We start from the raw sequence: 25526 nt of genomic DNA on the forward strand, positions 1-25526 counted from the left end.
ATGAATTATTATGATAGATCATTGGATGCTTTAATGCATGCCTATGGAAGATATAATGTCACATTTGATCATGGAGATGGCATTCATTTATATGATGTAAATCAAAAAGAATATATTGATTTCTTTTCAGGAATTGGTGTTAATTCTTTTGGCTATAATTATCCAGCTTATGTAGAAGCCATGGAAAAACAATTACATAGATTAATGCATATTTCTAACTACTTTAATACGGTTGAAACAATTGAAGCAGCTGAATGTGTTAAAAAAGCTACAAAATTAGATAAAGTATTCTTTACAAATTCAGGAGCTGAATCAACAGAAGGTGCTTTAAAACTTGCACGTAAATATTATTATCAAAAACATGGAAAAGCGGATAGTGAAATTATTTCTTTAAATCATTCTTTCCATGGAAGAACAACAGGATCTGTTAAACTTACAGGAAATGCACATTATCAAGAAGCGTTTGGACCTTTAATTGAAGGTGTAAAATATGCAAATATCAATGATTTAGAAAGCGTAAAAGCATTAATAAGTGAAAAAACAGCAGCAATCATCGTTGAACCTGTTCAAGGTGAAGGTGGCGTTTACGTTTGTACAAAAGAATTCTTAACAGGTTTAAGAATTCTTTGTGATGAAAAAGATATTGCTTTGATTTTAGATGAAGTTCAATGTGGTATGGGTCGTACAGGAACAATTATGACTTATTTCCAATACGATATCTTACCTGATATTTTATGTTTAGCTAAAGGAATTGGGGCAGGTTTTCCAATGGGAGCCTTTGTCGCAAATAAAAAGTTTGCTGCAGCGATGGAACCTGGAGATCATGGTTCTACTTATGGTGGAAATCCAATGGCTGGACAAGCATGTCGAACAGTCTTTAAAATCTTAGAAGAAACAAAAATGCTTGATCATGTTCAAGATATCAGTGAATATTTAATTGAAAAATTAGATGATTTAAAAGATAAATATTCTTGTATTAAAGAAAGACGTGGTTTAGGATTGATGATTGGTTTAGAATTTGATCGACCAGTTAAAGATATTGTTCAAACTTGTTTAGATAATGGACTTATTGTTGTCATGGCAGGAGCGAATGTTATAAGAATGTTACCACCATTTATTACAACTGAAAAAGATGTTGATCAAGCAATTGCTATTTTAGATCAAGCAATTGAAAAAAATATTTAAAAATTTTAAAAAATTAAAAGAAAAATAGGATGTTTTTGACATATATAATGATGAGGTGATAAATATATGTTGAAATATCCTATTTTTTTACAAGATAATGAAAACAGTTGCGGGGCATACTGTATTAAAATGCTCTTAAGCTTTTATAAAAGAGATGATGAAATTAAAAATATTAAAAAGTGTTGTCGTCTTACAAAAGAAGGCGTTACGGTTTATGGATTGATACAAGTTTTAAAGAAATATCATCTAGAAGCAAAAGCGTATCAATGTGAGTTTAAACATTTATTTGAAGAGGTCAATTGCCCAGTAATCATTCATTTAAAACAAGATGATCTCTATCATTATGTTGTTTTGTATAAAATCAAAGATGAATATTTTTTAGTGGGAGATCCAGCCAAAGGACTCATAAAAATGTCTTATGAAATTTTTTCAAAACAGTTTACAGGGGTAATCATAATGGTCAATCATGTAGGAATGCCGCTTACTAAAAGAAATAACTATACTTTTCAAAATTTTCTAAAAGATCATTTTAAACAACATTATCAAACAATTATTAAAATGGTCATCAAAACCATTATTATTTCTCTATTGACAATGCTTTTTTCTTATTATTATCAATTATTGATTGATTCTTTTTCAAAATATCAAATTTATCAAATTATTCTCATTTCTCTTTGTTTTACAATACTCTATGCTTTTAAACTTTTATTAGATTATTTAAGAAGACAACAAATTTTAGAATTAAGTAAAGAACTTAATCAAGAATATGCTTTAAAAACAATGCAAAATCTGATTTATCAAGATTATGATTATATTGATGGTTTAGAAAAAGGAACTTTATTATCTAGATCACAAAACTTATTTGAATTAAGTCAATATTTTATAGAATTTTATCATGTAATCTTTATAGATAGTATTTTAATACTCTTTATATTGTTTTTTATTATATCGATTCAGTTATCTTTGTTTTTTATTGTTTTATTGATGATGGTCCTCATTTTTTTAGTATTTTATTTTTATAGTAAAAAGTTACATATTGAAAATAAAAAAATATTAGAACAAAAAGAACATTTAAATGATGGTTTGTTAGAATTTCAAGAAAACTATTTTCAAACAATCCAGTTTAAAGTTAAAAAAATGATGAAAAATAAATTGGGATATCTCTATGATAACTATTTTATGGATGTTTATCATCATGATGAAATAACAAATAGGCATCAAATTCAATTAGAAGCATTGATTCAAATCATGATCATGGTTGTTTTATTATTTTCTATTTTCATTTATAAAAAACAGCAGATGACTCTTGGAACAGTGATGCTTGTTTATTTATTACTTTCTTATATGATTGATCCTTTAATGAAAATATCAGTCTTTATTGCGATGCATGATGAATTACAAATTATTTTTGAAAGATATAAAGAAATGTTACCTGAAAAAAGAGAGAGGAAAAAGAAAATCAAAAAGATAAAAAGCATTGAATTAAAACATGTAAGTTTTAGTTATGGTTATACACGACCTCTTTTTGATCATTTTCAACTGAAAATAGAAAAATCAGTGTTTATTCAAGGAAAAACAGGAAGTGGTAAATCAACACTTTTAAAACTGATCATGAATCAATTACAACCAACAAAAGGAGAAATTGTTATTAATGGAATCAATCTACAAGAACTTGATTTAAATAGTTATTATAGTCATATTAAATATTTAAATAAAACTCCCGTTTTTTATAAAGAATCATTAAGAACGAATATGATTTTTGATCGTTTGTTTTTAGAGAATAAAATGATAGAATTATTGCATTATTTTATGTTGGATGATTTAGTAAATGGTTTAGATTTAAAGCTTGATGAACAGGGTGGCTTTTTATCATCGGGACAAGGACAGCTCGTGATGATTATTCGTGCACTATTAAGTGAACCCGATGTTTTGATTTTAGATGAAGCATTTAGTAATATAGATCAAGAAAGATTACAATTATTGATCAATTATCTAAGTTTTCAAAAGATCATCGTGATTATTGTTTCTCATCAAATAAATATGATGAACTGCCAGTTTGACTGTGTTATAATTGATTCAGGAAAAATAGTGGGTGAGGAAGATTATGGAAATAGATTTAGCACTTAATAATGAAGTAGAAGATTTTAAAGAAGATTATGAAAGTATTTATTTAGAAATTATTCAAGAAGCATGTAAACAATTAGGTATTCATGATGATTTAGAATTATCAGTTATTTTTGTAGATGATCAGCGTATTCATGAAATCAATAAGGAATATCGTAAAATTGATCGTAGTACAGATGTTATTAGTTTTGCTTTAGAAGATAGTGAACAATATTATATTGAAGGTATGCCAAGAGAAATAGGAGATATTTTTATTTCAATTGATCATGCTAAAATGCAAGCAGAAGAATATGGTCATTCATTTTATCGAGAAATGTGTTTTTTATTTACACATGGTTTATTACATTTGCTTGGATTTGATCATATGAATGAAGAGGATGAAAAAGTGATGTTTTCAAGACAAAAAGAAATATTGAATGCTTTAAATATTGAAAGGAAATAATATGGACCAAAATAAATTAATCGATTTAGCTTGGAAAGCAAGAGAAAATGCGTATGTTCCTTATAGTCATTTTAAAGTAGGAGCTTGTATTGCTTTAAAAGATGGAACATTTGTTCAAGGATGTAATATTGAAAATGCTGCTTATGGGTCAACAATGTGTGCAGAAAGAAATGCTGTCTTTGGCGCTTATTGTAAAGGTTATCGCAAAGAAGATATTATTGGACTAGCAATTGTTGCTGATTGTAGTCCGATTGCTTCTCCATGTGGGGCATGTCGCCAAGTATTATCAGAACTTGTTGATTTAGAGATGCCCATCTTTCTAGCAAATAAAGAAAAAGTAGAAAAACATACAATTGGTGAATTATTACCAATGGTATTTATAGGAGAGAGTTTATGAGTTTTAAATCAGGATTTGTCAGTATTGTAGGACGTCCAAATGTTGGAAAGTCTACCTTATTAAATCAAATATTAAAAACAAAGCTTGCAATCATGTCAGATGTTGCTCAAACAACACGTAATACAATTCAAGGTATTTATACAGATGATGAAGCACAAATCATTTTTATGGATACACCAGGAATCCATAAACCTCAAGATGGTTTAGGAAACTTTATGAATACGACGGCTTTAAATAGTATTTATGGAGTGGATATGGTTTTATTTATTGCACCAGCAAATGAAACGATTGGTAGAGGAGACCGTTTTATTATTGAAAGATTAAAAGAAGCGGATGGACCGGTTTTCCTTTTACTTAATAAATGTGATCTTGTTTCTAAAGATGAAGTTATTAAAAAATTAACAGAATGGAAAGAACTTTTTGATTTTAAAGAAATCATTCCTATTTCAGCTTTAGAAGATCAAAATGTGGATACATTGATTTCTACAATTAAAACATATTTAAATGAAGGAATGATGTATTATCCAAAAGATCAAATGACAGATCATCCAGAAAGATTTGTGATGGCTGAATTTATTAGAGAAAAGATCCTTTATTTTACAAGAGAAGAAGTTCCTCATAGTGTTGCAATCGTTGTTGAAAGAATGGCAGAATTAGAGGATGGCAGTGTAGAAGTTATTGCGACAATTGTTGTTGATCGTAAATCTCAAAAGGGTATTTTGATTGGTAAACAAGGAAGTATGATCAAAAAAATTCGTCAAAATGCACAAAGAGAAATGAAACGTTTTTTACAAACAACAGTGCATTTGGAATTATTTGTTAAAGTTGAAAATAATTGGCGTAATAAACAAAAATATTTAAAAGAATTTGGTTATAACGAAGATGACTATTAAAAAAGAAGAAGTTGTTTCTTTAGGTATTGTTTTAAAGACGCATCCTTATAAAGAAAGTGATTCTTTAGTCACTGTGTATTTTAAAGATTATGGAAAAATGACTTTGATTGCTCGGGGTGTAAAAAAATTAAAAAGTAAAAATGCTTCGGCTTGTCAAAGTCTTACACTTTCAGAGTTTACTTTTATACCTAGAAATGGTTTATCAACGATGATTAAAGCAAGTTCGGTTGATTTTTATCGCTATATTAAAGAAAATCTTGAATTAGAAGCGTATGCAAGTTATTTTATGGAATTTGTTTTAAAGAATGAAGAGGATAATCAACCGGATTTAGAAATCTTTGATACTTTAAAAAAATCATTAGATGCTCTAAATCATGGTTATCCCTATCCATTGGTTTATCTATTATATAATGCATTTATTTTAAAAAGATGCGGGATGGCTTTACAAGTTGATGGCTGTGTAAGATGTTTAAGACAAGATCATATAGCAGGAATCAGTTTAGAAGATGGGGGCTTTGTCTGTCATGATTGTTTATCACTTCATGATAAACAATTAGATAAGGTAACATTAAAGGCTTTTCGTCATATTAATAAATTAACGATTGATTCTATTGATCAACTTAAAGTACCGGATGAATCTATTGATTTATTAATGGAAATTATGGATTATTATGTTGATGAGATGACGGGGATTTTATTTAAAACAAAGAAAATGATTCAAAGTCTTTCAAAAATATGACAAAAGTAGACACTTTTGTCTTTTTTTATAAACATATTTTGACTATAATAGAAACAAAAGTAAGGGGAGGATTTATAGATGGGACAATTTTTACCGATAAATAGAAAAGAAATGGAAGAAAGAGGATGGCAAGAGGTAGATTTTGTCTATATTTGTGGTGATGCTTATGTAGATCACCCTTCATTTGGAGCAGCTATTATTTGTCGTACATTAGAGGCAAATGGTTTTAAGGTTGCTTTTTTATCGCAACCAGATTGGCATAAGGTAGAAGAATTTAGGCAATTTGGGAAACCTCGTTTAGGTTTTTTAATTTCTTCAGGAAATATTGATTCAATGGTCAATCACTATACTGTTTCTAAAAAAAGAAGACATAAAGATTCTTATACATCAGGTGGCGAAGGTTTTAAAAGACCTGATAGAGCAGTGATTGTTTATAGTCAAATGGCAAGACAAGCATTTCCTGATGCTAATATTTTAATTGGAGGAATTGAAGCTTCTCTTAGACGTTTAGCTCATTATGATTATTGGAGTGATAAGGTTAGAAAATCGATTATTATTGATGCCAATGCAGATTTATTAATGTTTGGAATGGGAGAAAACAGTATTATTGAAGTTGCAGAAGCATTAGATAGTGGGTTAGATATTAAATATTTAACGTATTTAGATGGAACAGTTTATAAAACAAAAAATATCGATGATTTAAATGAAGCTGATTATATAATGCTTCCTAGTTACGAAGAAATTACAACATCTAAAAGAAAATATGCTGAATCTTTCCAAAAACAATATTTAAATACCGATCATTATAATGCTAAAATCTTAGTTGAACCTTATCAAGGATGGTATGTGGTTCAAAATAAACCGAATAGACCACTTACCCAAAGAGAATTCGATAGAGCTTATGGTTATGATTACAATCGTGATTATCATCCAAGTTATCAACACGTTCCAGCTATTGATGAAGTTAAATTCTCACTTATTTCAAATAGAGGGTGTTTTGGATCATGTAATTTCTGTGCTTTAGCGTTCCATCAAGGAAGAATTATTCAAGCAAGAAGTCATGAATCAATTATTGCAGAAGCAAATAAAATGGTTTGGGATCCTGATTTTAAAGGATACATTCATGATGTTGGTGGACCAACAGCTAACTTTAGAGATACTGCTTGTGATAAACAAAAAACCAAAGGGGCTTGTCCTACAAAACAATGCTTATGGCCAGAACCTTGTAAAAATTTAAAAGTTGATCATGAAGATTATTTATCATTACTTACAAAATTAAGACAGCTTCCAAACGTTAAAAAAGTTTTCGTACGTTCAGGAATTCGTTACGATTATCTCATGTATGATAAAAATGATCATTTCTTTGAAGAGCTTGTTCAACATCATATTTCAGGACAATTAAAAGTTGCTCCTGAACATATCAGTAATCATGCTTTAGATAAGATGGGCAAACCAAGACGTGGGCTTTACGAAAAATTTGTTGATAAATATTATCGTATTAATGAAAAATATAATAAAAAACAATTCTTAGTGCCTTATTTAATGTCCTCTCATCCAGGATGCCGTTTAGAAGATGCTATCGAACTGGCGGAATATTTAAGAGATATTCATCATCAACCAGAACAAGTACAAGATTTTTATCCAACACCAGGAACACTTTCAACAACGATGTATTATACAGGGTTGGATCCTCGTGATATGACACCTGTTTATGTGCCAAAAGATCCTAAAGAAAAAGCGATGCAAAGAGCCTTGATTCAATATAAGAATCCTAAAAACTATGACCTTGTATATGAAGCCTTGATCAAAGCTAATCGAAAAGATTTGATTGGATTTGGTAAAAAATGCCTGATTAAACCACGTACAAAAAGGCAAAACTATAACAAGTCTTATACAAGGGGGCATAAATGATGAAACTTACAGAAACGTATACCTCCTTAACACAAACACATATTAAATTTGATATTTATCAACCAAATGTGATATTAAGATATAAGGGAATCATTCAACTTCATCATGGATTATGTGAACATTCAGACCGTTATCAAAAATTTGCGGAATATTTAAGTCATGAAGGTTTTATTGTAGTCGTGCCTGATTTTCCTGGGCATGGTACATCACTTTATCATTTTGAACAAGGCTATTTTGGAAGCGGAAATGCGCTTGATACTTTGATTGAAGATATGCAACGTTTAAGACATATTATCGCTAAAAGATATGAAGACCTTCCTTATTTTATGATTGGTGTTGATTTTGGTTCGCTCGTATTACTTAAATATGCCATGACGTATGGAGATTATATTAATGGAATGATTATGCTTGGAACATGTATGAAAAATAATTTTTATTATCGTATGAAAACGATTGTTGATTTAAATATTTTACTACATGGACAAATGAATCGTTCAAGAGTAATAAAAAAAGCAGTTGATTTATTTTTACAAAAAAATTTAAATGGTTGTTATAAAATGAGTAATCAAAAAGAAGTACAGCTTTATCAAGAAGATCCTTTAAGTGATTTTGTTTATACAAATCAAGCCTATCATGATATATTGGAATACATAAAATATGTAAGTGATGAAGATCATCTAAAACATATACCTGATTATTTACCTGTTTATTTATTATCAGGTGGTTTTGATAATCTTACTAAAAATGGAAAAGATACTATAAAACTTTATCAAATATTAAAAGGAAATGGTCTAAAAAATCTCCAATATAAGATTTATGATAATAAAAGACAAGATATTTTACATGATAATAATTATCGAGATGTCTATCATGATATTATGCATTGGTTAGACGAAAGAACCTATATATAGTACCCTTATAGTTGGTTGACAAATATCCACTATAAGGGTATTTTATTTGTACGCGAAAAGAAGATAGAAGACTTGGAAAGCCAAGTCTTTATTCATTTATATCGTAAAAAAGGAGAAAATTATGGCAACTAAAGATATGGATAAATTAGTAAATCATGCAAAATCAACTGGTTTTGTATATCAAGGTTCAGAAATCTATGATGGACTAGCAAATACTTGGGATTATGGACCATTAGGGGTTGAAATGAAAAACAATATTAAACGTTTATGGTGGAAAAGATTCATTCAAGAATCTCCTTATAACGTTGGTTTAGATTCAGCTATTTTCATGAATCCAAAGGTATGGGAAGCTTCAGGACATGTTGGTGGTTTCTCTGATCCATTAATTGACTGTAAAGAATGTAAAACAAGACATCGTGCAGATAAATTAATTGAAGCATATGATCCTTCTGTACATAGTGAAGGTTGGTCTAATGAACAAACAATGTCTTATATTAAAGAACATAATATTGTTTGTCCTAACTGTGGAAAAAGTAATTTCACTGATGTTAGACAATTTAAATTAATGTTTGAAACACATATGGGTGTTGTTGAAGATGATAAATCTGTTGTTTATTTACGTCCAGAAACTGCACAAGGAATCTTTGTAAACTTTAAAAATATTCAAAGAACTTCTCGTAAAAAAGTACCATTTGGTATTGGTCAAATTGGTAAATCATTCAGAAATGAAATTACACCAGGTAACTTTATTTTTAGAACAAGAGAATTTGAACAAATGGAATTAGAATTCTTTTGTAAACCAGATACTGATTTAGAATGGTTTGATTATTGGAAAGCTTATTGTAAAAAATTCTTATTAGACTTAGGATTAAAAGAAGAAAATTTAAAATTCAGAGATCATGAAAAAGAAGAATTATCTTTCTATTCTAAGGCTACATGTGATGTTGAATATAAATTCCCATTTGGATGGGGTGAATTATGGGGTATTGCAGACCGTACAGATTATGATTTATCTCGTCATATGGAACATTCTAAAAAATCTTTAGAATATTTAGATCCTCAAACAAATGAAAAATATATTCCATATGTTATTGAACCATCTGTAGGGGCAGACCGTTTATTCTTATCTATTTTCTGTGATAGTTATCAAGAAGAAACATTAGAAAATGGAGATACAAGAACAGTGATGAAATTACATCCTGCCATTGCTCCATATAAAGTAGCAGTTTTACCACTTACTAAAAAACAAAGTGAAAAAGCTGAAGAAGTTTATGCAACACTTGCTAAACATTTCTCTGTTGAATTTGATGTTGCAGGTCAAATTGGTAAAAGATATCGTCGTCAAGATGCTATTGGAACACCATATTGTGTGACTGTTGATTTTGATACAATGGAAGACAATGCTGTTACTGTTCGTGATAGAGATACCATGGAACAAGTACGTTTACCAATTGATCAATTAGTAGGTTATATTCAAGATAAAATTACATTCTAATAAAGGAGATTATTATGCCAAGACTTTCAAATGAAAAAATCAATGAAATAAGACAAAGCGTTGATATCGTTGATGTTATTGGCAATTATCTTCCTTTAGAAAGAAGAGGACGTAATTATTTAGCAAGGTGCCCATTTCACAATGATGATCATCCATCAATGTCTGTTTCACCTGAAAAGCAGATCTATAGATGTTTTGTATGTTCACACGGTGGAAATGTGTTTACTTTCTTACAAGATTACTTAAAAATTTCCTTTATGGAAGCTGTCAAAATGGTGGCTCAAATGGGAAATGTTGATTTAGGTGATTTTACATTTTATGAAGAAAAACCACATGTAAATCAAGAATTAGAACCATACTATTTAATGCATGAAGAAGCTAATCGTATTTATAAACATTATTTAACGACGAAGCTTGCTTTAGAAGCAAATAGTTATTTAAGTCAAAGACATTTATCTAAAGATATTATTGACTATTTTGAAATTGGTTATGCACCGGAACAAAATATTTTATTAAAAGCTTTTGAAAAATCTGGTTTTTCAAGAATGCAAGCTTATGAATCAGGACTTGTTATAGAATCTGAAGTGGGATATGATCGCTATTCCAATCGTATTATGTTTCCTTTACATAATAGTGAAGGACGTGTTGTTGGCTTTAGTGGTCGTATCTATCAAAAAAATCAAAAAGAATCCAAGTATATGAACTCTCCTGAATCTAAAATTTTTATTAAAGGAGAGACCTTATACAATTACCATCGTATAAAAAATGATGTTAGAAATGAAGGTAAAGTTATTATTCTAGAAGGTTTTATGGATGTAATAGCATTATATAAAGCGGGTATTAAAAATACTGTCGCAATTATGGGGACAGCTTTAACTTCACAACATTTAAAAATGTTAAAACGATTATCAAATGATATTGTTTTATGTCTTGATGGTGATCAAGCTGGAAAAAATGCGATGATAAAATGTGTGGATGCTTTAAATAATGAAGGATTTCATACATCAATCGTGGTTATTCCTGATGCAATGGATCCAGATGAATTTCTAGAAGCTAAAGGAAAAGATGAATTAATAGCACTCTTTAAAAATCCAATAAGTGCTGTTGAGTTTAAATTAAATTATTATTATGAACGTATCAATGTTGATAATTATGAAGATCGAAAAAATTATTTAGAATCCATGGTTAAAGTCATCATGCAATTGGATGATATTGTTGATCAAGATTATTATATTGGTCAACTTGAAAAAAAATCAGGATTTTCTAAAGAAACAATTCATCATTTAATGAGTCAACAAACTCTTGTAAAAAAACCAATACCTTTTAGACCAGTGACTTATGATCATGTTTCAAGATTGATTGATAAGTATCAAAAGGCTGAAAGAGATTTGTTATATTATATGATGCAGGATAAAAAGTATGCGATGGAATATGAAGCAAAAGCAGGCTATATGTATGATAAAGTTAATCGCTTAATTGCTTCCTATATTATTGATTATTATCGTCAGTACGTCATTTTAGAAGTTGCTGATTTGATTAATATGATTGATGATCAAGATATTGTTAAAAGAATTTTAGAAATATCATCTTTACATTTACCTCAATTAGAATCAAATCAAGCAATTGATGATTATATCAAAATAATACAAGAAAAACTTAAAATTGAACGAATTAAACAACTTGAACAGGAGCTATCACAAACATATGATCCTCGTCAACAAGCAAAAATTCTTCAAGAAATTATAGAATCAAAAGATAAGGAGTAAACTATGGCAAAGAAAAAAGTACAAGCAGTTTCATTTGATGATTTAAAAAAATTAGTTGTAAATGAAGCAAAAAACAATAACAATGTATTAACCCAAGAACAAATTGATGAATATTTAATGAATTATGATTTAAGTGATGAACTCGCAGAAGAATTACTTGAATATATTCAACAAAATCAAATTACCATTTCTGATGATGATTTAGATTCATTAGATGTAGATGATGATATGTTACTTGCAGACGTTCCTACAATGGATGATGATTTAGACCTTGATATAGATGATGCAGACGATACTCCTGATTTAGATTTTGATGGTGATTTCGATATGATGACAGGGGATACATTACATATGTATCAAGAACATGATGATGATAAAGAAAGCGAAAGCACTCAACTTGGAAGTAATGTTAAAATTAATGATCCTGTAAAAATGTATCTTAAAGAAATTGGGCGAGTTGAATTATTAAATCATGATCAAGAAATTGAATTAGCTAAAAGAATTCTTGAAGGAGATGAACAAGCTAAAAAAGAACTTGCTGCAGCAAACTTAAGATTAGTTGTTTCTATCGCTAAAAGATATGTTGGGCGTGGAATGTTATTCTTAGATTTAATCCAAGAAGGAAACATGGGGTTAATTAAGGCAGTAGAAAAATTTGATTATACAAAAGGATTTAAATTTTCTACTTATGCGACTTGGTGGATTAGACAAGCAATTACACGTGCAATTGCCGATCAAGCCCGTACAATTCGTATTCCAGTACACATGGTAGAAACAATCAATAAATTAACACGTATTCAAAGACAATTAATTCAAGAATTAGGAAGAGAACCATCTGCTGAAGAAATTGCTGAAAAAATGGATGGTATGACACCAGAAAAAGTACGTGAAATTCAAAAAATCTCTTTAGAACCCGTTTCATTAGAAACACCAATTGGTGAAGAAGATGATTCTCATTTAGGTGATTTTATTGAAGATGAAGGCGCTATGTCACCAAATGATTATGCAGCAAATGAATTATTAAAAGATGAATTAAATGATGTTTTATTAGAACTTACTGATCGTGAAGAAAAAGTTTTAAGACTTCGTTTTGGATTAGATGATGGTAGAACAAGAACTCTTGAAGAAGTAGGTCGTGAATTTAACGTTACACGTGAACGTATTCGTCAAATTGAAGCAAAAGCATTAAGAAAATTAAAACATCCATCTCGTTCTAAAAGATTAAAGGATTTCTTAGATCGTTAATGAAACTATCAAAAAGATTAGAATTACTTGCTTATTTGGTAGAAAAACATAAAAAAGGAAATATCTTGGCAGATATTGGAACAGATCATGCTTATTTGCCATGTTATTTAGTTGAAAAAAATATTATAGATAAAGCTTATGCCTGTGATGTCGCAAAAGGTCCTTTTGCGGCGTCACTTTCTACTATTAAGCAATATCATTTTGAAGAAAATGTAGAAGCATTATTAGGAGATGGATTAGATCCTATTCTTGATAAAGAAGTTGATATGGTAACGATTGCTGGAATGGGATCATTTCTAATTGTAGAAATATTAGAAAAAAATAAAGCGTATTTAAACAAAGTTAAACAATTCTATTTACAACCTAACGCTAATACGGATCATCTAAGAAAATATTTATTTAAAAATCATTTTAAAATTGTTGATGAAAAGATGATTAAAGATGGTCATCATATTTATGAAATGATGGTTGTAGAAAATACAAATCAAGATATTCAATATAATCAAGAAGATATGATGTTTGGTCCAGTTTTAAGAAAAAATAAAGATGAATTATTTATTCGTTATTGGCAAAAACAATATCAAACATATTTAAAGATTATGAAAGATTTGCCATCAAATCATCCAAGATATTTAGAATTAGAAAAACAAAAACAATTAATTGAAGGTGAACTTAATGAAAGCTTATGAAATTATGAATCATTTGGAGAAATATTTTCCTTTAAATCTTCAAATGGATTTTGATTGCTGTGGTCTACAAATTGGAAGTAGAGAAAAGGAAGTTAAAAAAGTTTATATTGCTTTAAACGCTGATAATGAAACATTACAAGCCTGTATTGAAAATAATTGTCAAATGTTAATTACACATCATCCTTTTTTATTAGAAAAGATTAAAAATTTAGATACTTCTTTACATCAAGGAAAATTTATTTCAACAGCCATGAAACATGATATTGTTGTTTATAGTTTACACACATGTTTAGATCGAGGACAAAATGGTATTTCAATGAATGATTGGTTGATTCAAAAGTTAGGTGTTCATGATGTTACTTGTTATGATCATTATGAAGTTGGAAAGAAAGCTATTTTAAATGAAGCTATAAATGGAAAAGATTTCATTGAAAAAGTAAAAGACATTTTTCATATAGAACATTTAAAATATAGTAAAAATACAAATAAAATGATACATACAATTGCTATTTGCGGGGGAAGTGCAGCAGACGACTTAGAAATTCTTGCTGATCAAGTAGATTGTTATATTACAGGTGATACTAAATATCGTCATGCTAAATATGCGATAGATCATGATTGTTTATTAATAGATCCAGGGCATCATTTAGAAGTGATCATTGAAGAAAAATTACCAGAATTATTAGAAACTTTACCTCTAGAAATTGCAGTACATCATAGTAAAGATTATTTTGAATACCAATAATATTTAAACCTTTTAGAGCTTACTTTAAAAGGTTTTTTTAATAGAAAAATATTTTCTTGTTTTTGATAAATCATATAAATAGATGTAACAAATTTACATTAAAGTAAATATTTTCAAGTGGATGTGCTTACATTACTTTTGACCATTGTTAAAGTAAAAAAATAGGTTTATACTTAAAATTGTAGAGAGTAAAGGAAGGCAAAAGTTATGAAGAAAAACGAGATTATGTCAAAAACAAAAATTGTATGTACTGTAGGACCAGCATCTGAAAGCAAAGAAATGCTTACAAAATTAGTAAAAGCTGGAATGAATGTCATGAGATTAAATTTCTCACATGGAACACATGAAGAACATGCAGAAAAAATTACTACATTATTAGAAATTAATAAAGAATTATCTACAAATGTTGCTATTTTATTAGATACAAAAGGACCTGAAATTCGTACAGGTGATTTTGTTGGTGGTAAAACTACTTTTAAAAAAGGGCAAACTTCTATTATTTGTGTAGAAGATATCGAAGGTACAAGTGAAAGATTTACAATCACTTATAAAGATTTATATAAAGATGTTAAACCTGGTGGTTATATCTTAGTAAACGATGGTCAAGTAGAATTATTAGTTGATCATATTGAAGGAACTGATATTGTTTGTGTTGCAGCAAATGATGGAGAAGTAAAAAATAAACGTGGAATCAATGTTCCAGGAATTAAATTAGGATTTGATTATTTATCACCTAAAGATATTTCAGATTTAACATTTGGAGCAGGTCAACCTTTTGATTATGTAGCTGCTTCATTCTGTCGAAGAGCACAAGATATTATTGATATCAAAAAATTATTAATTGAAAATGGTAGAAATGATATTCAAATTTTAGCTAAGATTGAAAATCAAGAAGGTGTTGAAAATGTTGATGAAATTCTTGATATTGCTGATGGTATCATGGTTGCTCGTGGTGACTTAGGTGTAGAAGTTCCTGCTGAAGATGTCCCACTTATTCAAAAATCAATTATTAAAAAATGTAAACAACGTGGTAAAATCGTTATTACTGCCACTCAAATGTTAGAAAGTATGCAACAAAATCCAAGACCAACACGTGCGGAAGTATCTGACGTGGCTAATGCGATTTATGATGGTACAGATGCAATTATGTTATCTGGTGAATCTGCAAGTGGATTATATCCTCAAGAAGCAGTCATGATGATGTCTAAAATTGCTTTAAAAACAGAAGGAACTTTGGATTATCAAAGCTTACAAAGACAAGCTATTCGTACAGCACCAGATGATACAAGTGAAGCTATTTGTATGTCAGTTGCTGAAATTGCTTATAAATTTAATGTAGCAGCGATTATAGCCTTTACAGAATCAGGATTTACTGCTCGTAAAATGGCGCGTTATCGTACAAAATCTCGTATTATAGCAGCAACTCCATCTATAAAAACAGTAAAAGCATTAGCTTTAAACTGGGGTGTTAAAGCTGTTCCTTGTAAACCATTAAATTCACGTATTTCAATGATTGATTATGCAAGTATTATTGCTAGAGAAAATGGTGTAAAACCTGGTCAAAAAATCTTAGTTACTGGTGGAACACCAGGAGTTAAAGGTGCAACAAGCTATTTAGAACTTGTTGAAGTTAAATAATATTCGAAATACACTCTTAGGAGTGTTTTTCTTTTCTAATTCATAAAGATGAAATAAATGGGTTATACTATATAATAGCAAAACAATGAAAAGAAGGAGAGATTTTATATGTGTACAGCAGCAACTTATCAAACAAAAGATTTTTATATGGGTAGAACTTTGGATTATGAATTTTCCTATGGTGAAAAAATAGCTATTATGCCGAGAAACTATCCTTTACAATATAGACATGGATTAAAAAATATTGAACATTATGCCATGATTGGTATGGCTCATGTAGTTGAAGATTATCCATTATACTATGATGCTGTTAATGAAAAAGGTTTAGGAATGGCAGGATTAAATTTTGTCGGAAATGCTTGTTATCAAGAGGTTAAAGAAGGAGCAGTCAACGTTGCTCAATATGAATTCATTCCTTGGGTTTTAAGTCAATGTGCAACGCTTAAAGAAGCTAAACAACTTATTCAAACAATGAATTTAGTGAATACTCCTTATAATGAACAATTACCTGTAGCTTCATTACATTGGATTATTGCAGATCAAAGTGGATGTATAACTGTTGAATCAGTCGAAGAAGGATTAAAAATCTATGAAAATCCTGTAGGAGTTCTTGCAAATAATCCTTCATTTGATAAACAATTATTCAACTTAAATAATTACATGTCGCTTTCTCCAAAACAACCGCAAAATCTTTTTTCTAAAGAATTAGATTTACAAACATATTCAAGAGGTATGGGAGCACTTGGTTTACCTGGTGATTTATCTTCAATGTCACGTTTTGTACGTGTTGCATTTACTAAAATGAACGGACAATCAAAAGATAATGAAAGAGATAGTGTTAATCAATTTTTTCATATTTTAGGTTCAGTTGAACAACAAAGAGGATGTTGTGAAGTAGCAGATGGTAAATATGAAATTACAATTTATACTTCATGTTGGAATAGTCAAAAAGGAATCTATTATTACACAACTTATAATAGAAGACAAATTACAGCAGTTAATATGCATAAAGTAAATTTAGATGCACAACAACTTACAACTTATCCAATGTTAGATGACGAAGAATTTTATGAACAAAATTAGTATTTTTAAGATAGCGAAAGCTATCTTTTTTTTATATTTAAATGTGATTAAAATCACATAATTTTCATATATTTCAAAGAAAACAAGTTAATTTTTTAACTTGTTGTAAACGCTTTCAATTTGAAAATAATAGGACTAAAATAGGGTTAAAGGGGATGGAAGTTATGAGTTTAAAATCATTTATTGGAGGTATACATCCAAAAGATCAAAAACAATATACAAAGGATTTACCTATTATTAAAATAAAAGCAAGTGATGAAGTTGTATTTCCTTTAAAACAACATATTGGTGCACCTTGTCAACCAATTGTAAAAATAAAAGATAATGTAAAAGTAGGACAAATAATAGCTACTTCAGATCAATTTGTATCAAGTCCTATTATTTCTTCAGTTTCAGGTGTAGTAAAAAAAATAGAAGAAAGAATGGATGTCAGTGGGAAAATTCAAGAATCAATTGTTATTGCTAATGATGGATTATATCAAAAAGTTGAAAATAATAATAATAAACAAGAATTAACTTATGAAGAAAAAATTGAAAGAATTAAGGCAGCAGGTATAGTTGGTCTAGGAGGAGCAGGGTTTCCTACACATGTAAAATTATCTGTTAAAGATTCAAATCAAGTTCAATATTATATTGTTAATGGTGCGGAATGTGAACCCTATCTTACAAGTGATTATCGTTTGATGCTTGAAAAAACAGATGAACTAATAGCAGGAATTCATGTTCTATTAGAAATGTTTCCAAAAGCTCTTTGTTATATTGCCATTGAAGATAATAAAAAAGAGGCTATTCATTTATTAAAAGAAAAGTGTAAAGATGAAAAAAGAATTGCTGTGAAAGAACTAAAAACAAAATATCCTCAAGGTGGAGAAAGAATGCTTGTTAAGGTTTTAACAGGAAAGACATTAAATTCTAAAATGCTTCCTTTAGATGTAGGATGTATTGTTGATAATGTAGCAACAGTGATTGCTATTAATCAAGCGGTTCGTTATAATCAACCTTTAATTTCTAAAGTAATGACGATTTCGGGTGATGGAATAACACCTAGCAATATTGAAGTTCCTATAGGAACGAGTTTTAAATGGATCGTTGAACAATTAGGAGGTTTCAAATCTGAAGTTCAAAAACTTATTTGTGGAGGTCCAATGATGGGAAGTGCCCTTATTCATTTAGATATACCTGTAACTAAGACATCAAGTTCTTTACTTGCACTTGTACAAGATGAAGTATCCCTTTTTGAACCTTCTGCATGTATTCGTTGTGGTCGATGTAAAGACGTGTGTCCGAGTTTATTAGTCCCTCAAAAACTTTATCAAATAGCAACAAAAAATGATACAGAGGCCTTTATTTTAAATGGTGGAATGGAATGTATAGAATGTGGTTGTTGTAGCTATACATGTCCAGCAAAAAGAAATATGACACAGGCATTTAAGAAGATGAAATATTTAGTCTCTATTAATAAAAGAAAGTAGGTGTTATTCATGAATCAATTACTACATGTTTCTGCTTCACCGCATATTAAAGATCGTGTTACAACATCTTCTATTATGTTAGATGTCATTATTGCTTTAATACCAGCTACTTTATTTGGAATTATTCAATTTAAAATAAATGCTTTATTGATTATTGTAACAACGATAACAACATGTGTTTTAGCAGAATATTTATATGAGTGTTTTATGAAAAAAACAATTACCATCAAAGATCTATCAGCAGTTGTCACAGGACTTATTCTTGCTTTAAATTTACCATCAACAGTTCCTTTATGGCTTCCTGTTATTGGTGGTCTCTTTGCTATTATTGTGGTTAAACAATTTTATGGAGGCTTAGGACAAAATTTTATGAATCCAGCTTTAGCAGCAAGATGTTTTTTATTGATTTCCTTTACTGGAAGAATGACAAATTTTGCATTTGACGGGATGACTTCATCAACGCCACTTGCAATTTTAAAAAATGGAGAAAGCTTTGATTTAATAAGGATGTTTATTGGAAATACTGCTGGAACAATAGGGGAAACTTCTACGGTTGCTTTGCTTATAGGAGTTGTTTATTTACTTATTAAAGGAGTTATTAAATTAACAATTCCAATGACTTATATCATAACTTTTTCTATTTTTACATTATTATTTTCACCTTGTTCTTTTGATTTTTACTATTTAGCTTGTGAGCTTTGTGGAGGAGGACTTATTTTAGGGGCATTCTTTATGGCTACTGATTATGTAACAAGTCCAATGGATCAAAAAGGACAACTTATTTATGGTATTTTATTAGGTGTATTAACAGGATTATTTCGTTTTTTTGGAACTAGTACAGAAGGTGTTTCTTATGCCATTATTCTTTCTAATTTATTAGTACCTTTAATTGATAAATTCACTTTAAAAGGCGGTGTTTATCAATGAAGAAAATAATAAAAGATATTCTTATTTTATGTATTATTACAGTTATATGTGGTGGTGTTTTAGGTTATGTTTACCAAATTACTCTAAGCCCTATTGAAAAACAAGCTCAACAAAGTCAACAAGAAGCTTATTTAGAAGTCATGAAAGAAGCAACATCATTTAAAGAAATTAATTCAAAAGAAATCAATAGATTAGCTAAACAATTAAAAAATAAGTATGGTAAAAATGGGATAACAATTGAAAAAGCTTTAAAATCTTTTAAACAAAAAGAGGGTATAGGCTATATTATTCAAGTTGTTGATCATGATGGTTTTGGTGGAGATATTGAAATCATTGTTGGTATCAACCTTCAAAAAGAAATTACAGGAGTTGAAATTTTATCAATTGATGAAACAGTAGGACTTGGAATGAATGCTAAAAATGAAGAGTTTAGAAATCAGTATGTAGGGAAAAAAGTAGATCATTTCCAAGTCGTTAAAAATGGTAAACAAAATGAAGATGAAGTAGATTCTTTATCAGGAGCGACAATTACTTCAAAAGCAATGACAAATGGAATCAATGGAGCCTTAGATTTTTATGATTTATTGAAAGGAAGATGAAAATATGAAGAAGTATTTAAAACCTTTATATAATGGAATCATTAAAGAAAATCCTACTTTTGTTTTAATGCTTGGTATGTGCCCAACTCTTGCGGTTACAACCTCAGCAATGAATGGAATGGGAATGGGACTTACGACGATGGTGGTTTTAATTATGTCGAATTTTGTTATTTCAGCACTTAGAAAAATAATTCCTAGTCGTATGAGAATACCTGCTTATATAGTGATTGTAGCATCACTTGTAACAGTTGTTCAATTACTACTTCAAGCATATATTCCTTCATTATATGATACATTAGGTATTTATATTCCTTTAATTGTTGTTAATTGCATTATTTTAGGAAGAGCAGAAGCTTTTGCTTCTAAAAATAATCCGCTTCTTTCTATAATGGATGGATTAGGAATGGGGTTAGGTTTTACTCTCGCATTAACCTCAATAGGTTTAGTAAGAGAAATTTTAGGTTCTGGAACAGCATTTTCAATGACTTTACCTATTTCCTTTGAACCAATTACTATTTTTGTAATGGCACCAGGAGCATTCTTTATCTTAGCTTTATTAACAGCTATTCAAAATAAATTAAAGCTACCTAGTGCAACAAATGTACAAAATTCATCTTTAAAATGTGGAGGGGATTGTTTACATTGTCATGGTAGTCAATGCCAAATTAATAAATCCTTGTTAAAGGAGGATCCTGAAAAATGAAAACACTTATACTAACACTCATTAGTGTATCTTTAGTTAATAATGTTGTCTTATCACAATTTTTAGGATTATGTCCATTTTTAGGCGTTTCTAAACAAACAAAAACAGCTCTTTCGATGGGTGGTGCAGTTATTTTTGTTATTACGATTGCTTCTGCAGTTACTCACGTTTTATATCGTTTACTTGTTTTATTACATGTAGAATACTTAGAAACAGTAACTTTTATTCTTATTATTGCTGCTTTAGTACAACTTGTTGAATTGTTTTTAAAAAAATACTCGACAGCTTTATATAATGCATTAGGTGTTTACTTACCATTGATTACAACGAATTGTGCAGTTTTAGGTGTTGCTTTAACAAATGTACAAAATCATTATAATTTTATTACAAGCGTTGTTGCTGGATTTGGAACAGCTTTAGGATTTACAATTTCTATTACAATATTAGCTGGTATAAGAGAAAGAATTGCTGATAATGATATTCCTCATGTACTTCAAGGTTCACCCATTGTTTTAATTACTGCCGGTCTTATGGCAATTGCATTTATTGGCTTTTCAGGATTAATTTAGGAGGAATGCATATGATTATTTCAATTCTTGTTGTAGGAATAATAGGTTTACTGATTGGAATTTTACTTTCGCTAGCAAGTATAAAATTTGAAGTGAAAGTAGATGAAAATGAAGAAAAAATAAGGGCAATTCTTCCAGGTAATAATTGTGGGGCTTGTGGCTATCCAGGATGTGATGGACTTGCTTGTGCCATTGCTAAAAAAGAAGCACCCATCAATCAATGTCCTGTTGGGGGCGAAGAAGTTGCTAAAAAAATAGGTGAAATCATGCATCTAGAAGTAGAAAACCATGTACATTTAGTAGCTTATGTAAAATGTAAAGGGACTTGTGATCAAATTCAAACACAATATCAATATGATGGTATTCATGATTGTTTAAGTGCCGCCATTGTTCCTGGTAGTGGTGATAAAAAGTGTCGTTTTAGTTGTATTGGGTATGGAAGTTGTGTTAAAGCTTGTGCTTTTGATGCTATTCATATTATTGATGGTATTGCTCAAGTAGATCAGGATAAATGTAAATCATGTCAAAAATGTATGGATGTTTGCCCACAACATCTTATTGAAATGGTACCTTATGAAGCAAATAGTCATGTTAGATGCAATAGTCATGATAAAGGAGCTATTGTTAATAAAAATTGTAAAGCAGGATGTCTTGGATGCATGCTATGTACAAAGGTATGTCCAACTCAAGCAATTACAGTAGATGATTTTTTAGCACATATCGATTATACAAAATGTATTCATTGTGGAAAATGTAAAGAAAAATGTCCTAGAAAGATTATTGAATAAAAACTCCCAAAAGGAGTTTTTAATTTGAAAGATATTTTTTAAAATTTTTACTATAGCTTATTTGATTATGATCATCAATAAAACATCCTGAAACGTTTTTTATTGAATTGAGTAATGCTAATCCTTTTTCTTTACCTAAAGCAAAACAAACCGTACTTAAAGCATCTCCTTGTAAAGAACTTTTAGATACAATAGTAACAGAAGATAAATCATTATCATAACAATATCCAGTTGAGGGATTTAAAATATGATGATATTTTTTTGAATTAATTTCAATATATCTTTGATACGTACCACTTGTTACAATCGATAAATTATTAATATTTAAACTAAGTATTGAATGATTTGTATTTTGAGGATCAGTAATGCCTATAGAAAATGGATTATTATTTTTTTGACCAACACATAAAATATTACCACCTAAATTAATTAAAGCACTGTTAACCTTATTTTTTAATAGATAACTTTTAATTTGATCAGCGATATATCCTTTAGCTATCGCACCTAAATCTATCATTGTTTGTTCATTTAAAAAGCGTATTTTTTGATTATCTAATATAATATTTTGATAAGATATATCATTTAAATGAGTTTTAATTTGTTGATCATCAGGAAGTTTATTTTCTTTAAAGTTCCATAATGAAGAAACAGAACCAATGGTTATATCAAAAGCACCTTGAGAAAGTTGACTATAATAAAGACCTTCTTTAATGACTTTAAAAAGTTCTTTAGAAAGAGGTTGTTCATCTAATTTGTGATGAGCATGATTGATTTTATAGAGTTCACTTTCTTTATTATTCGCTGAAAAGACAAGTTCATACTTCTTGCATAAATTGAAACAGTTATTTAAAATATTTTTAGAGGATGAATCATACAAAGTAATTTGTACAATTGTATCTAAACAAAATTCTTTATGAGATAGCGGTGTTGTTTTTTGACAACCACATAATAAAAATGAAAAAATAATGATAGAAATAAGTATTTTTTTCATATAGACCACCTTTATCTTATTATATCATGGAGTGAAAAAATGAAAAATAAAACATTAAGAAATGATTTGGTTGTTATTGTTATTTTATTTTTAATCATTGGAGGATTATTTTTCTTTAAATCAAGAAAACAAGGTCAATTAATAGAAATAACAAAAGATAATCAAATATATGGTTATTATTCTTTAAATGAAGATCAAATCATAAAAATAGATCAAAAAAATACGATTCAAATAAAAAATCAAAAAGTAAAAATGATACAAGCTACTTGTCCAGATCATTTATGTATTAAACAAGGAACAATTGATAAAAAAGGATCAACAATTGTTTGTTTACCACATCATTTAATAATAGAAATAAAAGAAGGAAAAGAGGAAGTACAAGATGGAAAAGTCTATTAGAAAATTATGCTATCTTTCTTTGTTTTGTGCAATTGCAATTGTTTTAAGTTATATTGAAACACTATTTCCTTTTTATCTAGGAATTCCAGGAGCTAAGATAGGTCTTGCTAATGTTGTTACCCTTACGTTGCTTTTATGTTTTGGTTTTAAAGAAGCTTTAATTGTTTTATTACTTAGAATTATGATTGTAGCTATGGCTTTTACAAATCTTTATATGTTTCTTTATAGTTTAGCAGGTGGTATTTTATCATTATTCATAATGTTTATATTTAATAAAACAAAACTATTTTCACATCTTATTATTTCAATTATGGGTGGTGTATTTCATAATATTGGACAACTACTCGTTGCTATGTGTTTCTTTAATTCTTCTGTATTTATTTATTATTTACCCTATTTAATGTTATTTGGTATTTTATCAGGGATAGGTATAGGAATGATAGGTGAACTAATCTACTTAAAAATAGGTCAAAGAATTACCAAAATGGGGTGAAAATCATGTCAATTATTCAAAAATTAGAAACAATACATTTATTAACTTCCCAAAAGAAAGTAGCAAACTTTATACTTGATAAGAAGGTGATACAAGACAAAAAGAAAGTATTCAATCTTTTAGAATATATTATTTATTGGTCTTTATTTTATTAGTTATAGGAGCAATATTGATTCAAAGTTTCTTTGCTCAACAGATAACTTTTCCTATTCAAAAAGAAATACAAGCTTTTGAACAAATCAAACGTACACAAGATTATTCAATTAGATTAGAAACCAATCAAAAAGATGAATTTAGTAAACTTGCTATAAGTATTAATGAATTATTAGATTACATAGAAAAAGAAAAAAATCGAGATCAAGAAAAATAAAAAATATTGCAAGCTCAAGCAGAAAAAGATGGACAAATTACTTTAGGGTTTTTAGATATTGATCATTTTAAAGATTTTAATACTTATTTTGGACATCAAGTTGGAGATAAGGTACTTCAATTTGTATCGGCTGTTTTAAAAGAACAACTTAAAGGTGAAATAGGACGTGTTGGTGGAGATGAATTTATTTTTTGTTTTGTTGGTAAAAAGAGATGAATAGACTTCTTCAATTATTAAAAAGTGGTTTTTATGATAAGAATAGTCAACAAACTATCTCAGTATCTTGCAGTATAGGTATTGCTATTATGAAAGGTAAGGATGCAGATTATACAGAATTAATTCGTTTAGGAGATAAGTCTATGTATGAAGCAAAGGATGCAGGAAGAAACTCTTTCATTATTAATGAATTGGATTAAAAGCGAACTTAAATTTCGCTTTTTTTGTTATTTTAAATAAAAACCGAAATCTTATACCATAGTTTATAACCGCTTTTTTAATATATTAAAATAATATATAAAATAAAAAAACGAGGAGGTTAAAAGATGAATAAAGATTTTTTATGGGGTGGAACAAGTGCTGCTAATCAATATGAAGGAGGTTATGATGTAAGAAAAAATCATGAACAAGCTATTCATAAAATTACAAAATATATGCAAGAACAAGGCGCTATTATTGATAAGTGTTGTCGAAGTAAAGATGATTTTTTAAAGGAAGGAGATATACTTGTTCAAAATTGCACCTCAAACAATGCAAAGATTAAAAGAACACTATATTGAACTTTTACCACAAAATATTCAAGAAAAGAAAATGAAAGAATGGGTCAAACATTATAAAAATAATATATTAGTTTATTGTAATGGTTGTGAAAAAGGACTTAAAATAGGTGGTATAGAACGATTCATTTAGTAGAATTATTAGCAGAAAATTTATAAAAATAAAAAAATGTGTTAAA

Annotated in this window: 29 protein-coding genes; 28 read left to right on the plus strand and 1 reads right to left on the minus strand. The window is 28.9% G+C overall.

Annotated features, from left to right (window positions below; all coding sequences use genetic code 11):
* From Fi14EGH31_RS04730 to Fi14EGH31_RS04830, 21 genes are all read left to right on the plus strand, one after another.
* Positions 1-1185 (plus strand): aspartate aminotransferase family protein, encoded by a 1185-nt coding sequence (locus tag Fi14EGH31_RS04730; RefSeq protein WP_107029817.1) that lies wholly within the window; start codon positions 1-3, stop codon positions 1183-1185.
* 66 nt (positions 1186-1251) lie between these two features.
* A complete protein-coding gene (locus Fi14EGH31_RS04735; RefSeq protein WP_117813747.1) occupies positions 1252-3312 on the plus strand; it encodes a cysteine peptidase family C39 domain-containing protein in 2061 nt (686 codons plus the stop codon).
* Positions 3290-3751 (plus strand): rRNA maturation RNase YbeY, encoded by a 462-nt coding sequence (gene ybeY / locus Fi14EGH31_RS04740; protein ID WP_107029819.1) that lies wholly within the window; start codon positions 3290-3292, stop codon positions 3749-3751. Before Fi14EGH31_RS04735 ends, ybeY begins: the two co-directional genes overlap by 23 nt.
* Before the next feature lies 1 nt (position 3752).
* Complete coding sequence (cdd, locus tag Fi14EGH31_RS04745) at positions 3753-4148, plus strand: cytidine deaminase (RefSeq protein ID WP_022002188.1); 396 nt, start codon at positions 3753-3755, stop codon at positions 4146-4148.
* Positions 4145-5041 carry a GTPase Era gene (gene era, locus Fi14EGH31_RS04750; protein ID WP_107029820.1) on the plus strand — a complete coding sequence of 299 codons (897 nt, stop codon included), beginning with the start codon at positions 4145-4147 and terminating at the stop codon, positions 5039-5041. The genes cdd and era overlap by 4 nt, the downstream gene beginning before the upstream one ends.
* A complete protein-coding gene (recO, locus tag Fi14EGH31_RS04755; protein ID WP_022002186.1) occupies positions 5031-5780 on the plus strand; it encodes a DNA repair protein RecO in 750 nt (249 codons plus the stop codon). The genes era and recO overlap by 11 nt, the downstream gene beginning before the upstream one ends.
* A 78-nt stretch (positions 5781-5858) precedes the next feature.
* A complete protein-coding gene (locus tag Fi14EGH31_RS04760; protein ID WP_117788197.1) occupies positions 5859-7691 on the plus strand; it encodes a YgiQ family radical SAM protein in 1833 nt (610 codons plus the stop codon).
* A complete protein-coding gene (locus tag Fi14EGH31_RS04765; RefSeq protein ID WP_117832282.1) occupies positions 7688-8602 on the plus strand; it encodes an alpha/beta fold hydrolase in 915 nt (304 codons plus the stop codon). Before Fi14EGH31_RS04760 ends, Fi14EGH31_RS04765 begins: the two co-directional genes overlap by 4 nt.
* Before the next feature lie 121 nt (positions 8603-8723).
* On the plus strand, positions 8724-10097 hold the full coding sequence (locus tag Fi14EGH31_RS04770) for a glycine--tRNA ligase (RefSeq protein ID WP_107029823.1): 1374 nt from the start codon (positions 8724-8726) through the stop codon (positions 10095-10097).
* A 14-nt stretch (positions 10098-10111) separates the two neighbouring features.
* Complete coding sequence (gene dnaG, locus Fi14EGH31_RS04775) at positions 10112-11863, plus strand: DNA primase (protein ID WP_117347210.1); 1752 nt, start codon at positions 10112-10114, stop codon at positions 11861-11863.
* A gap of 3 nt (positions 11864-11866) precedes the next feature.
* Complete coding sequence (gene rpoD, locus Fi14EGH31_RS04780; RefSeq protein ID WP_117788200.1) at positions 11867-13108, plus strand: RNA polymerase sigma factor RpoD; 1242 nt, start codon at positions 11867-11869, stop codon at positions 13106-13108.
* Positions 13108-13797, plus strand: coding sequence for a tRNA (adenine(22)-N(1))-methyltransferase (locus Fi14EGH31_RS04785; protein WP_107029826.1), 690 nt, complete (start codon positions 13108-13110; stop codon positions 13795-13797). Before rpoD ends, Fi14EGH31_RS04785 begins: the two co-directional genes overlap by 1 nt.
* Positions 13784-14542: a Nif3-like dinuclear metal center hexameric protein gene (locus Fi14EGH31_RS04790; protein ID WP_107029827.1), complete on the plus strand. Its 759-nt coding sequence runs from the start codon at positions 13784-13786 to the stop codon at positions 14540-14542. Before Fi14EGH31_RS04785 ends, Fi14EGH31_RS04790 begins: the two co-directional genes overlap by 14 nt.
* 207 nt (positions 14543-14749) lie before the next feature.
* A complete protein-coding gene (pyk, locus tag Fi14EGH31_RS04795) occupies positions 14750-16180 on the plus strand; it encodes a pyruvate kinase (protein ID WP_022002178.1) in 1431 nt (476 codons plus the stop codon).
* 108 nt (positions 16181-16288) lie between these two features.
* Positions 16289-17263: a choloylglycine hydrolase gene (gene bsh / locus Fi14EGH31_RS04800; protein ID WP_195946301.1), complete on the plus strand. Its 975-nt coding sequence runs from the start codon at positions 16289-16291 to the stop codon at positions 17261-17263.
* Between the two features lie 164 nt (positions 17264-17427).
* Positions 17428-18735: an electron transport complex subunit RsxC gene (rsxC, locus tag Fi14EGH31_RS04805; protein ID WP_200765191.1), complete on the plus strand. Its 1308-nt coding sequence runs from the start codon at positions 17428-17430 to the stop codon at positions 18733-18735.
* 9 nt (positions 18736-18744) lie between these two features.
* On the plus strand, positions 18745-19662 hold the full coding sequence (locus Fi14EGH31_RS04810) for an RnfABCDGE type electron transport complex subunit D (protein ID WP_117788204.1): 918 nt from the start codon (positions 18745-18747) through the stop codon (positions 19660-19662).
* Complete coding sequence (locus Fi14EGH31_RS04815; protein ID WP_117788206.1) at positions 19659-20261, plus strand: RnfABCDGE type electron transport complex subunit G; 603 nt, start codon at positions 19659-19661, stop codon at positions 20259-20261. The genes Fi14EGH31_RS04810 and Fi14EGH31_RS04815 overlap by 4 nt, the downstream gene beginning before the upstream one ends.
* A 4-nt stretch (positions 20262-20265) precedes the next feature.
* The gene (gene rsxE, locus Fi14EGH31_RS04820; protein WP_117788208.1) at positions 20266-20964 is read left to right on the plus strand and encodes an electron transport complex subunit RsxE; all 699 of its coding nucleotides are present in this window, start codon (positions 20266-20268) and stop codon (positions 20962-20964) included.
* The gene (locus Fi14EGH31_RS04825; protein ID WP_107029833.1) at positions 20961-21533 is read left to right on the plus strand and encodes an electron transport complex protein RnfA; all 573 of its coding nucleotides are present in this window, start codon (positions 20961-20963) and stop codon (positions 21531-21533) included. Before rsxE ends, Fi14EGH31_RS04825 begins: the two co-directional genes overlap by 4 nt.
* 11 nt (positions 21534-21544) lie before the next feature.
* A complete protein-coding gene (locus Fi14EGH31_RS04830) occupies positions 21545-22321 on the plus strand; it encodes an RnfABCDGE type electron transport complex subunit B (RefSeq protein WP_022002171.1) in 777 nt (258 codons plus the stop codon).
* 19 nt (positions 22322-22340) lie between these two features.
* Here Fi14EGH31_RS04830 and Fi14EGH31_RS04835 read toward each other — a convergent pair whose 3' ends face one another.
* On the minus strand, positions 22341-23312 hold the full coding sequence (locus tag Fi14EGH31_RS04835; RefSeq protein WP_022002170.1) for an FAD:protein FMN transferase: 972 nt from the start codon (positions 23310-23312) through the stop codon (positions 22341-22343).
* Positions 23313-23351: 39 nt separating this feature from the next.
* On the opposite strand from Fi14EGH31_RS04835, the gene Fi14EGH31_RS04840 reads away from it, so the two are divergent.
* The 7 genes from Fi14EGH31_RS04840 to Fi14EGH31_RS04870 all read left to right on the plus strand — a co-directional run bounded on the left by Fi14EGH31_RS04840 (position 23352) and on the right by Fi14EGH31_RS04870 (position 25480).
* Entirely contained in the window at positions 23352-23711 is a 360-nt protein-coding gene (locus Fi14EGH31_RS04840; protein WP_022002169.1) for a NusG domain II-containing protein, read from the plus strand.
* Entirely contained in the window at positions 23695-24204 is a 510-nt protein-coding gene (locus Fi14EGH31_RS04845; protein WP_022002168.1) for a Gx transporter family protein, read from the plus strand. The genes Fi14EGH31_RS04840 and Fi14EGH31_RS04845 overlap by 17 nt, the downstream gene beginning before the upstream one ends.
* A gap of 169 nt (positions 24205-24373) precedes the next feature.
* Positions 24374-24574, plus strand: coding sequence for a hypothetical protein (locus Fi14EGH31_RS04850; protein ID WP_158562050.1), 201 nt, complete (start codon positions 24374-24376; stop codon positions 24572-24574).
* A 6-nt stretch (positions 24575-24580) separates the two neighbouring features.
* Positions 24581-24790, plus strand: coding sequence for a diguanylate cyclase (locus Fi14EGH31_RS15545; protein WP_267905645.1), 210 nt, complete (start codon positions 24581-24583; stop codon positions 24788-24790).
* Positions 24787-24990, plus strand: a complete 204-nt coding sequence (locus Fi14EGH31_RS15550) for a diguanylate cyclase (protein ID WP_117825994.1) — start codon at positions 24787-24789, stop codon at positions 24988-24990. Before Fi14EGH31_RS15545 ends, Fi14EGH31_RS15550 begins: the two co-directional genes overlap by 4 nt.
* 126 nt (positions 24991-25116) lie before the next feature.
* A complete protein-coding gene (locus Fi14EGH31_RS04865) occupies positions 25117-25350 on the plus strand; it encodes a hypothetical protein (protein WP_107029838.1) in 234 nt (77 codons plus the stop codon).
* Positions 25298-25480, plus strand: coding sequence for a hypothetical protein (locus tag Fi14EGH31_RS04870; protein WP_117574953.1), 183 nt, complete (start codon positions 25298-25300; stop codon positions 25478-25480). Before Fi14EGH31_RS04865 ends, Fi14EGH31_RS04870 begins: the two co-directional genes overlap by 53 nt.
* Positions 25481-25526 lie beyond the last annotated feature (46 nt).

The sequence above is a fragment of the Faecalibacillus intestinalis genome, assembly GCF_015097455.1.
Taxonomy (GTDB): domain Bacteria; phylum Bacillota_I; class Bacilli_A; order Erysipelotrichales; family Coprobacillaceae; genus Faecalibacillus; species Faecalibacillus intestinalis.

Coding starts and splice junctions, on each gene's coding strand:
- dnaG (WP_117347210.1), top strand. CDS start 10,112: ATGCCAAGACTTTCAAATGAAAAAATCAATGAAATAAGACAAAGCGTT.
- Fi14EGH31_RS04840 (WP_022002169.1), top strand. CDS start 23,352: ATGAAAAATAAAACATTAAGAAATGATTTGGTTGTTATTGTTATTTTA.
- ybeY (WP_107029819.1), top strand. CDS start 3,290: ATGGAAATAGATTTAGCACTTAATAATGAAGTAGAAGATTTTAAAGAA.
- Fi14EGH31_RS04770 (WP_107029823.1), top strand. CDS start 8,724: ATGGCAACTAAAGATATGGATAAATTAGTAAATCATGCAAAATCAACT.
- Fi14EGH31_RS04865 (WP_107029838.1), top strand. CDS start 25,117: ATGAATAAAGATTTTTTATGGGGTGGAACAAGTGCTGCTAATCAATAT.
- Fi14EGH31_RS04825 (WP_107029833.1), top strand. CDS start 20,961: ATGAAAACACTTATACTAACACTCATTAGTGTATCTTTAGTTAATAAT.
- Fi14EGH31_RS04760 (WP_117788197.1), top strand. CDS start 5,859: ATGGGACAATTTTTACCGATAAATAGAAAAGAAATGGAAGAAAGAGGA.
- pyk (WP_022002178.1), top strand. CDS start 14,750: ATGAAGAAAAACGAGATTATGTCAAAAACAAAAATTGTATGTACTGTA.
- Fi14EGH31_RS04810 (WP_117788204.1), top strand. CDS start 18,745: ATGAATCAATTACTACATGTTTCTGCTTCACCGCATATTAAAGATCGT.
- Fi14EGH31_RS15550 (WP_117825994.1), top strand. CDS start 24,787: ATGAATAGACTTCTTCAATTATTAAAAAGTGGTTTTTATGATAAGAAT.
- rsxE (WP_117788208.1), top strand. CDS start 20,266: ATGAAGAAGTATTTAAAACCTTTATATAATGGAATCATTAAAGAAAAT.
- Fi14EGH31_RS04835 (WP_022002170.1), bottom strand. CDS start 23,312: ATGAAAAAAATACTTATTTCTATCATTATTTTTTCATTTTTATTATGT.
- Fi14EGH31_RS04830 (WP_022002171.1), top strand. CDS start 21,545: ATGATTATTTCAATTCTTGTTGTAGGAATAATAGGTTTACTGATTGGA.
- Fi14EGH31_RS04765 (WP_117832282.1), top strand. CDS start 7,688: ATGATGAAACTTACAGAAACGTATACCTCCTTAACACAAACACATATT.
- rsxC (WP_200765191.1), top strand. CDS start 17,428: ATGAGTTTAAAATCATTTATTGGAGGTATACATCCAAAAGATCAAAAA.
- recO (WP_022002186.1), top strand. CDS start 5,031: ATGACTATTAAAAAAGAAGAAGTTGTTTCTTTAGGTATTGTTTTAAAG.
- Fi14EGH31_RS04815 (WP_117788206.1), top strand. CDS start 19,659: ATGAAGAAAATAATAAAAGATATTCTTATTTTATGTATTATTACAGTT.
- Fi14EGH31_RS04730 (WP_107029817.1), top strand. CDS start 1: ATGAATTATTATGATAGATCATTGGATGCTTTAATGCATGCCTATGGA.
- era (WP_107029820.1), top strand. CDS start 4,145: ATGAGTTTTAAATCAGGATTTGTCAGTATTGTAGGACGTCCAAATGTT.
- Fi14EGH31_RS04785 (WP_107029826.1), top strand. CDS start 13,108: ATGAAACTATCAAAAAGATTAGAATTACTTGCTTATTTGGTAGAAAAA.
- Fi14EGH31_RS04845 (WP_022002168.1), top strand. CDS start 23,695: ATGGAAAAGTCTATTAGAAAATTATGCTATCTTTCTTTGTTTTGTGCA.
- bsh (WP_195946301.1), top strand. CDS start 16,289: ATGTGTACAGCAGCAACTTATCAAACAAAAGATTTTTATATGGGTAGA.
- rpoD (WP_117788200.1), top strand. CDS start 11,867: ATGGCAAAGAAAAAAGTACAAGCAGTTTCATTTGATGATTTAAAAAAA.
- Fi14EGH31_RS04790 (WP_107029827.1), top strand. CDS start 13,784: ATGAAAGCTTATGAAATTATGAATCATTTGGAGAAATATTTTCCTTTA.
- cdd (WP_022002188.1), top strand. CDS start 3,753: ATGGACCAAAATAAATTAATCGATTTAGCTTGGAAAGCAAGAGAAAAT.
- Fi14EGH31_RS04735 (WP_117813747.1), top strand. CDS start 1,252: ATGTTGAAATATCCTATTTTTTTACAAGATAATGAAAACAGTTGCGGG.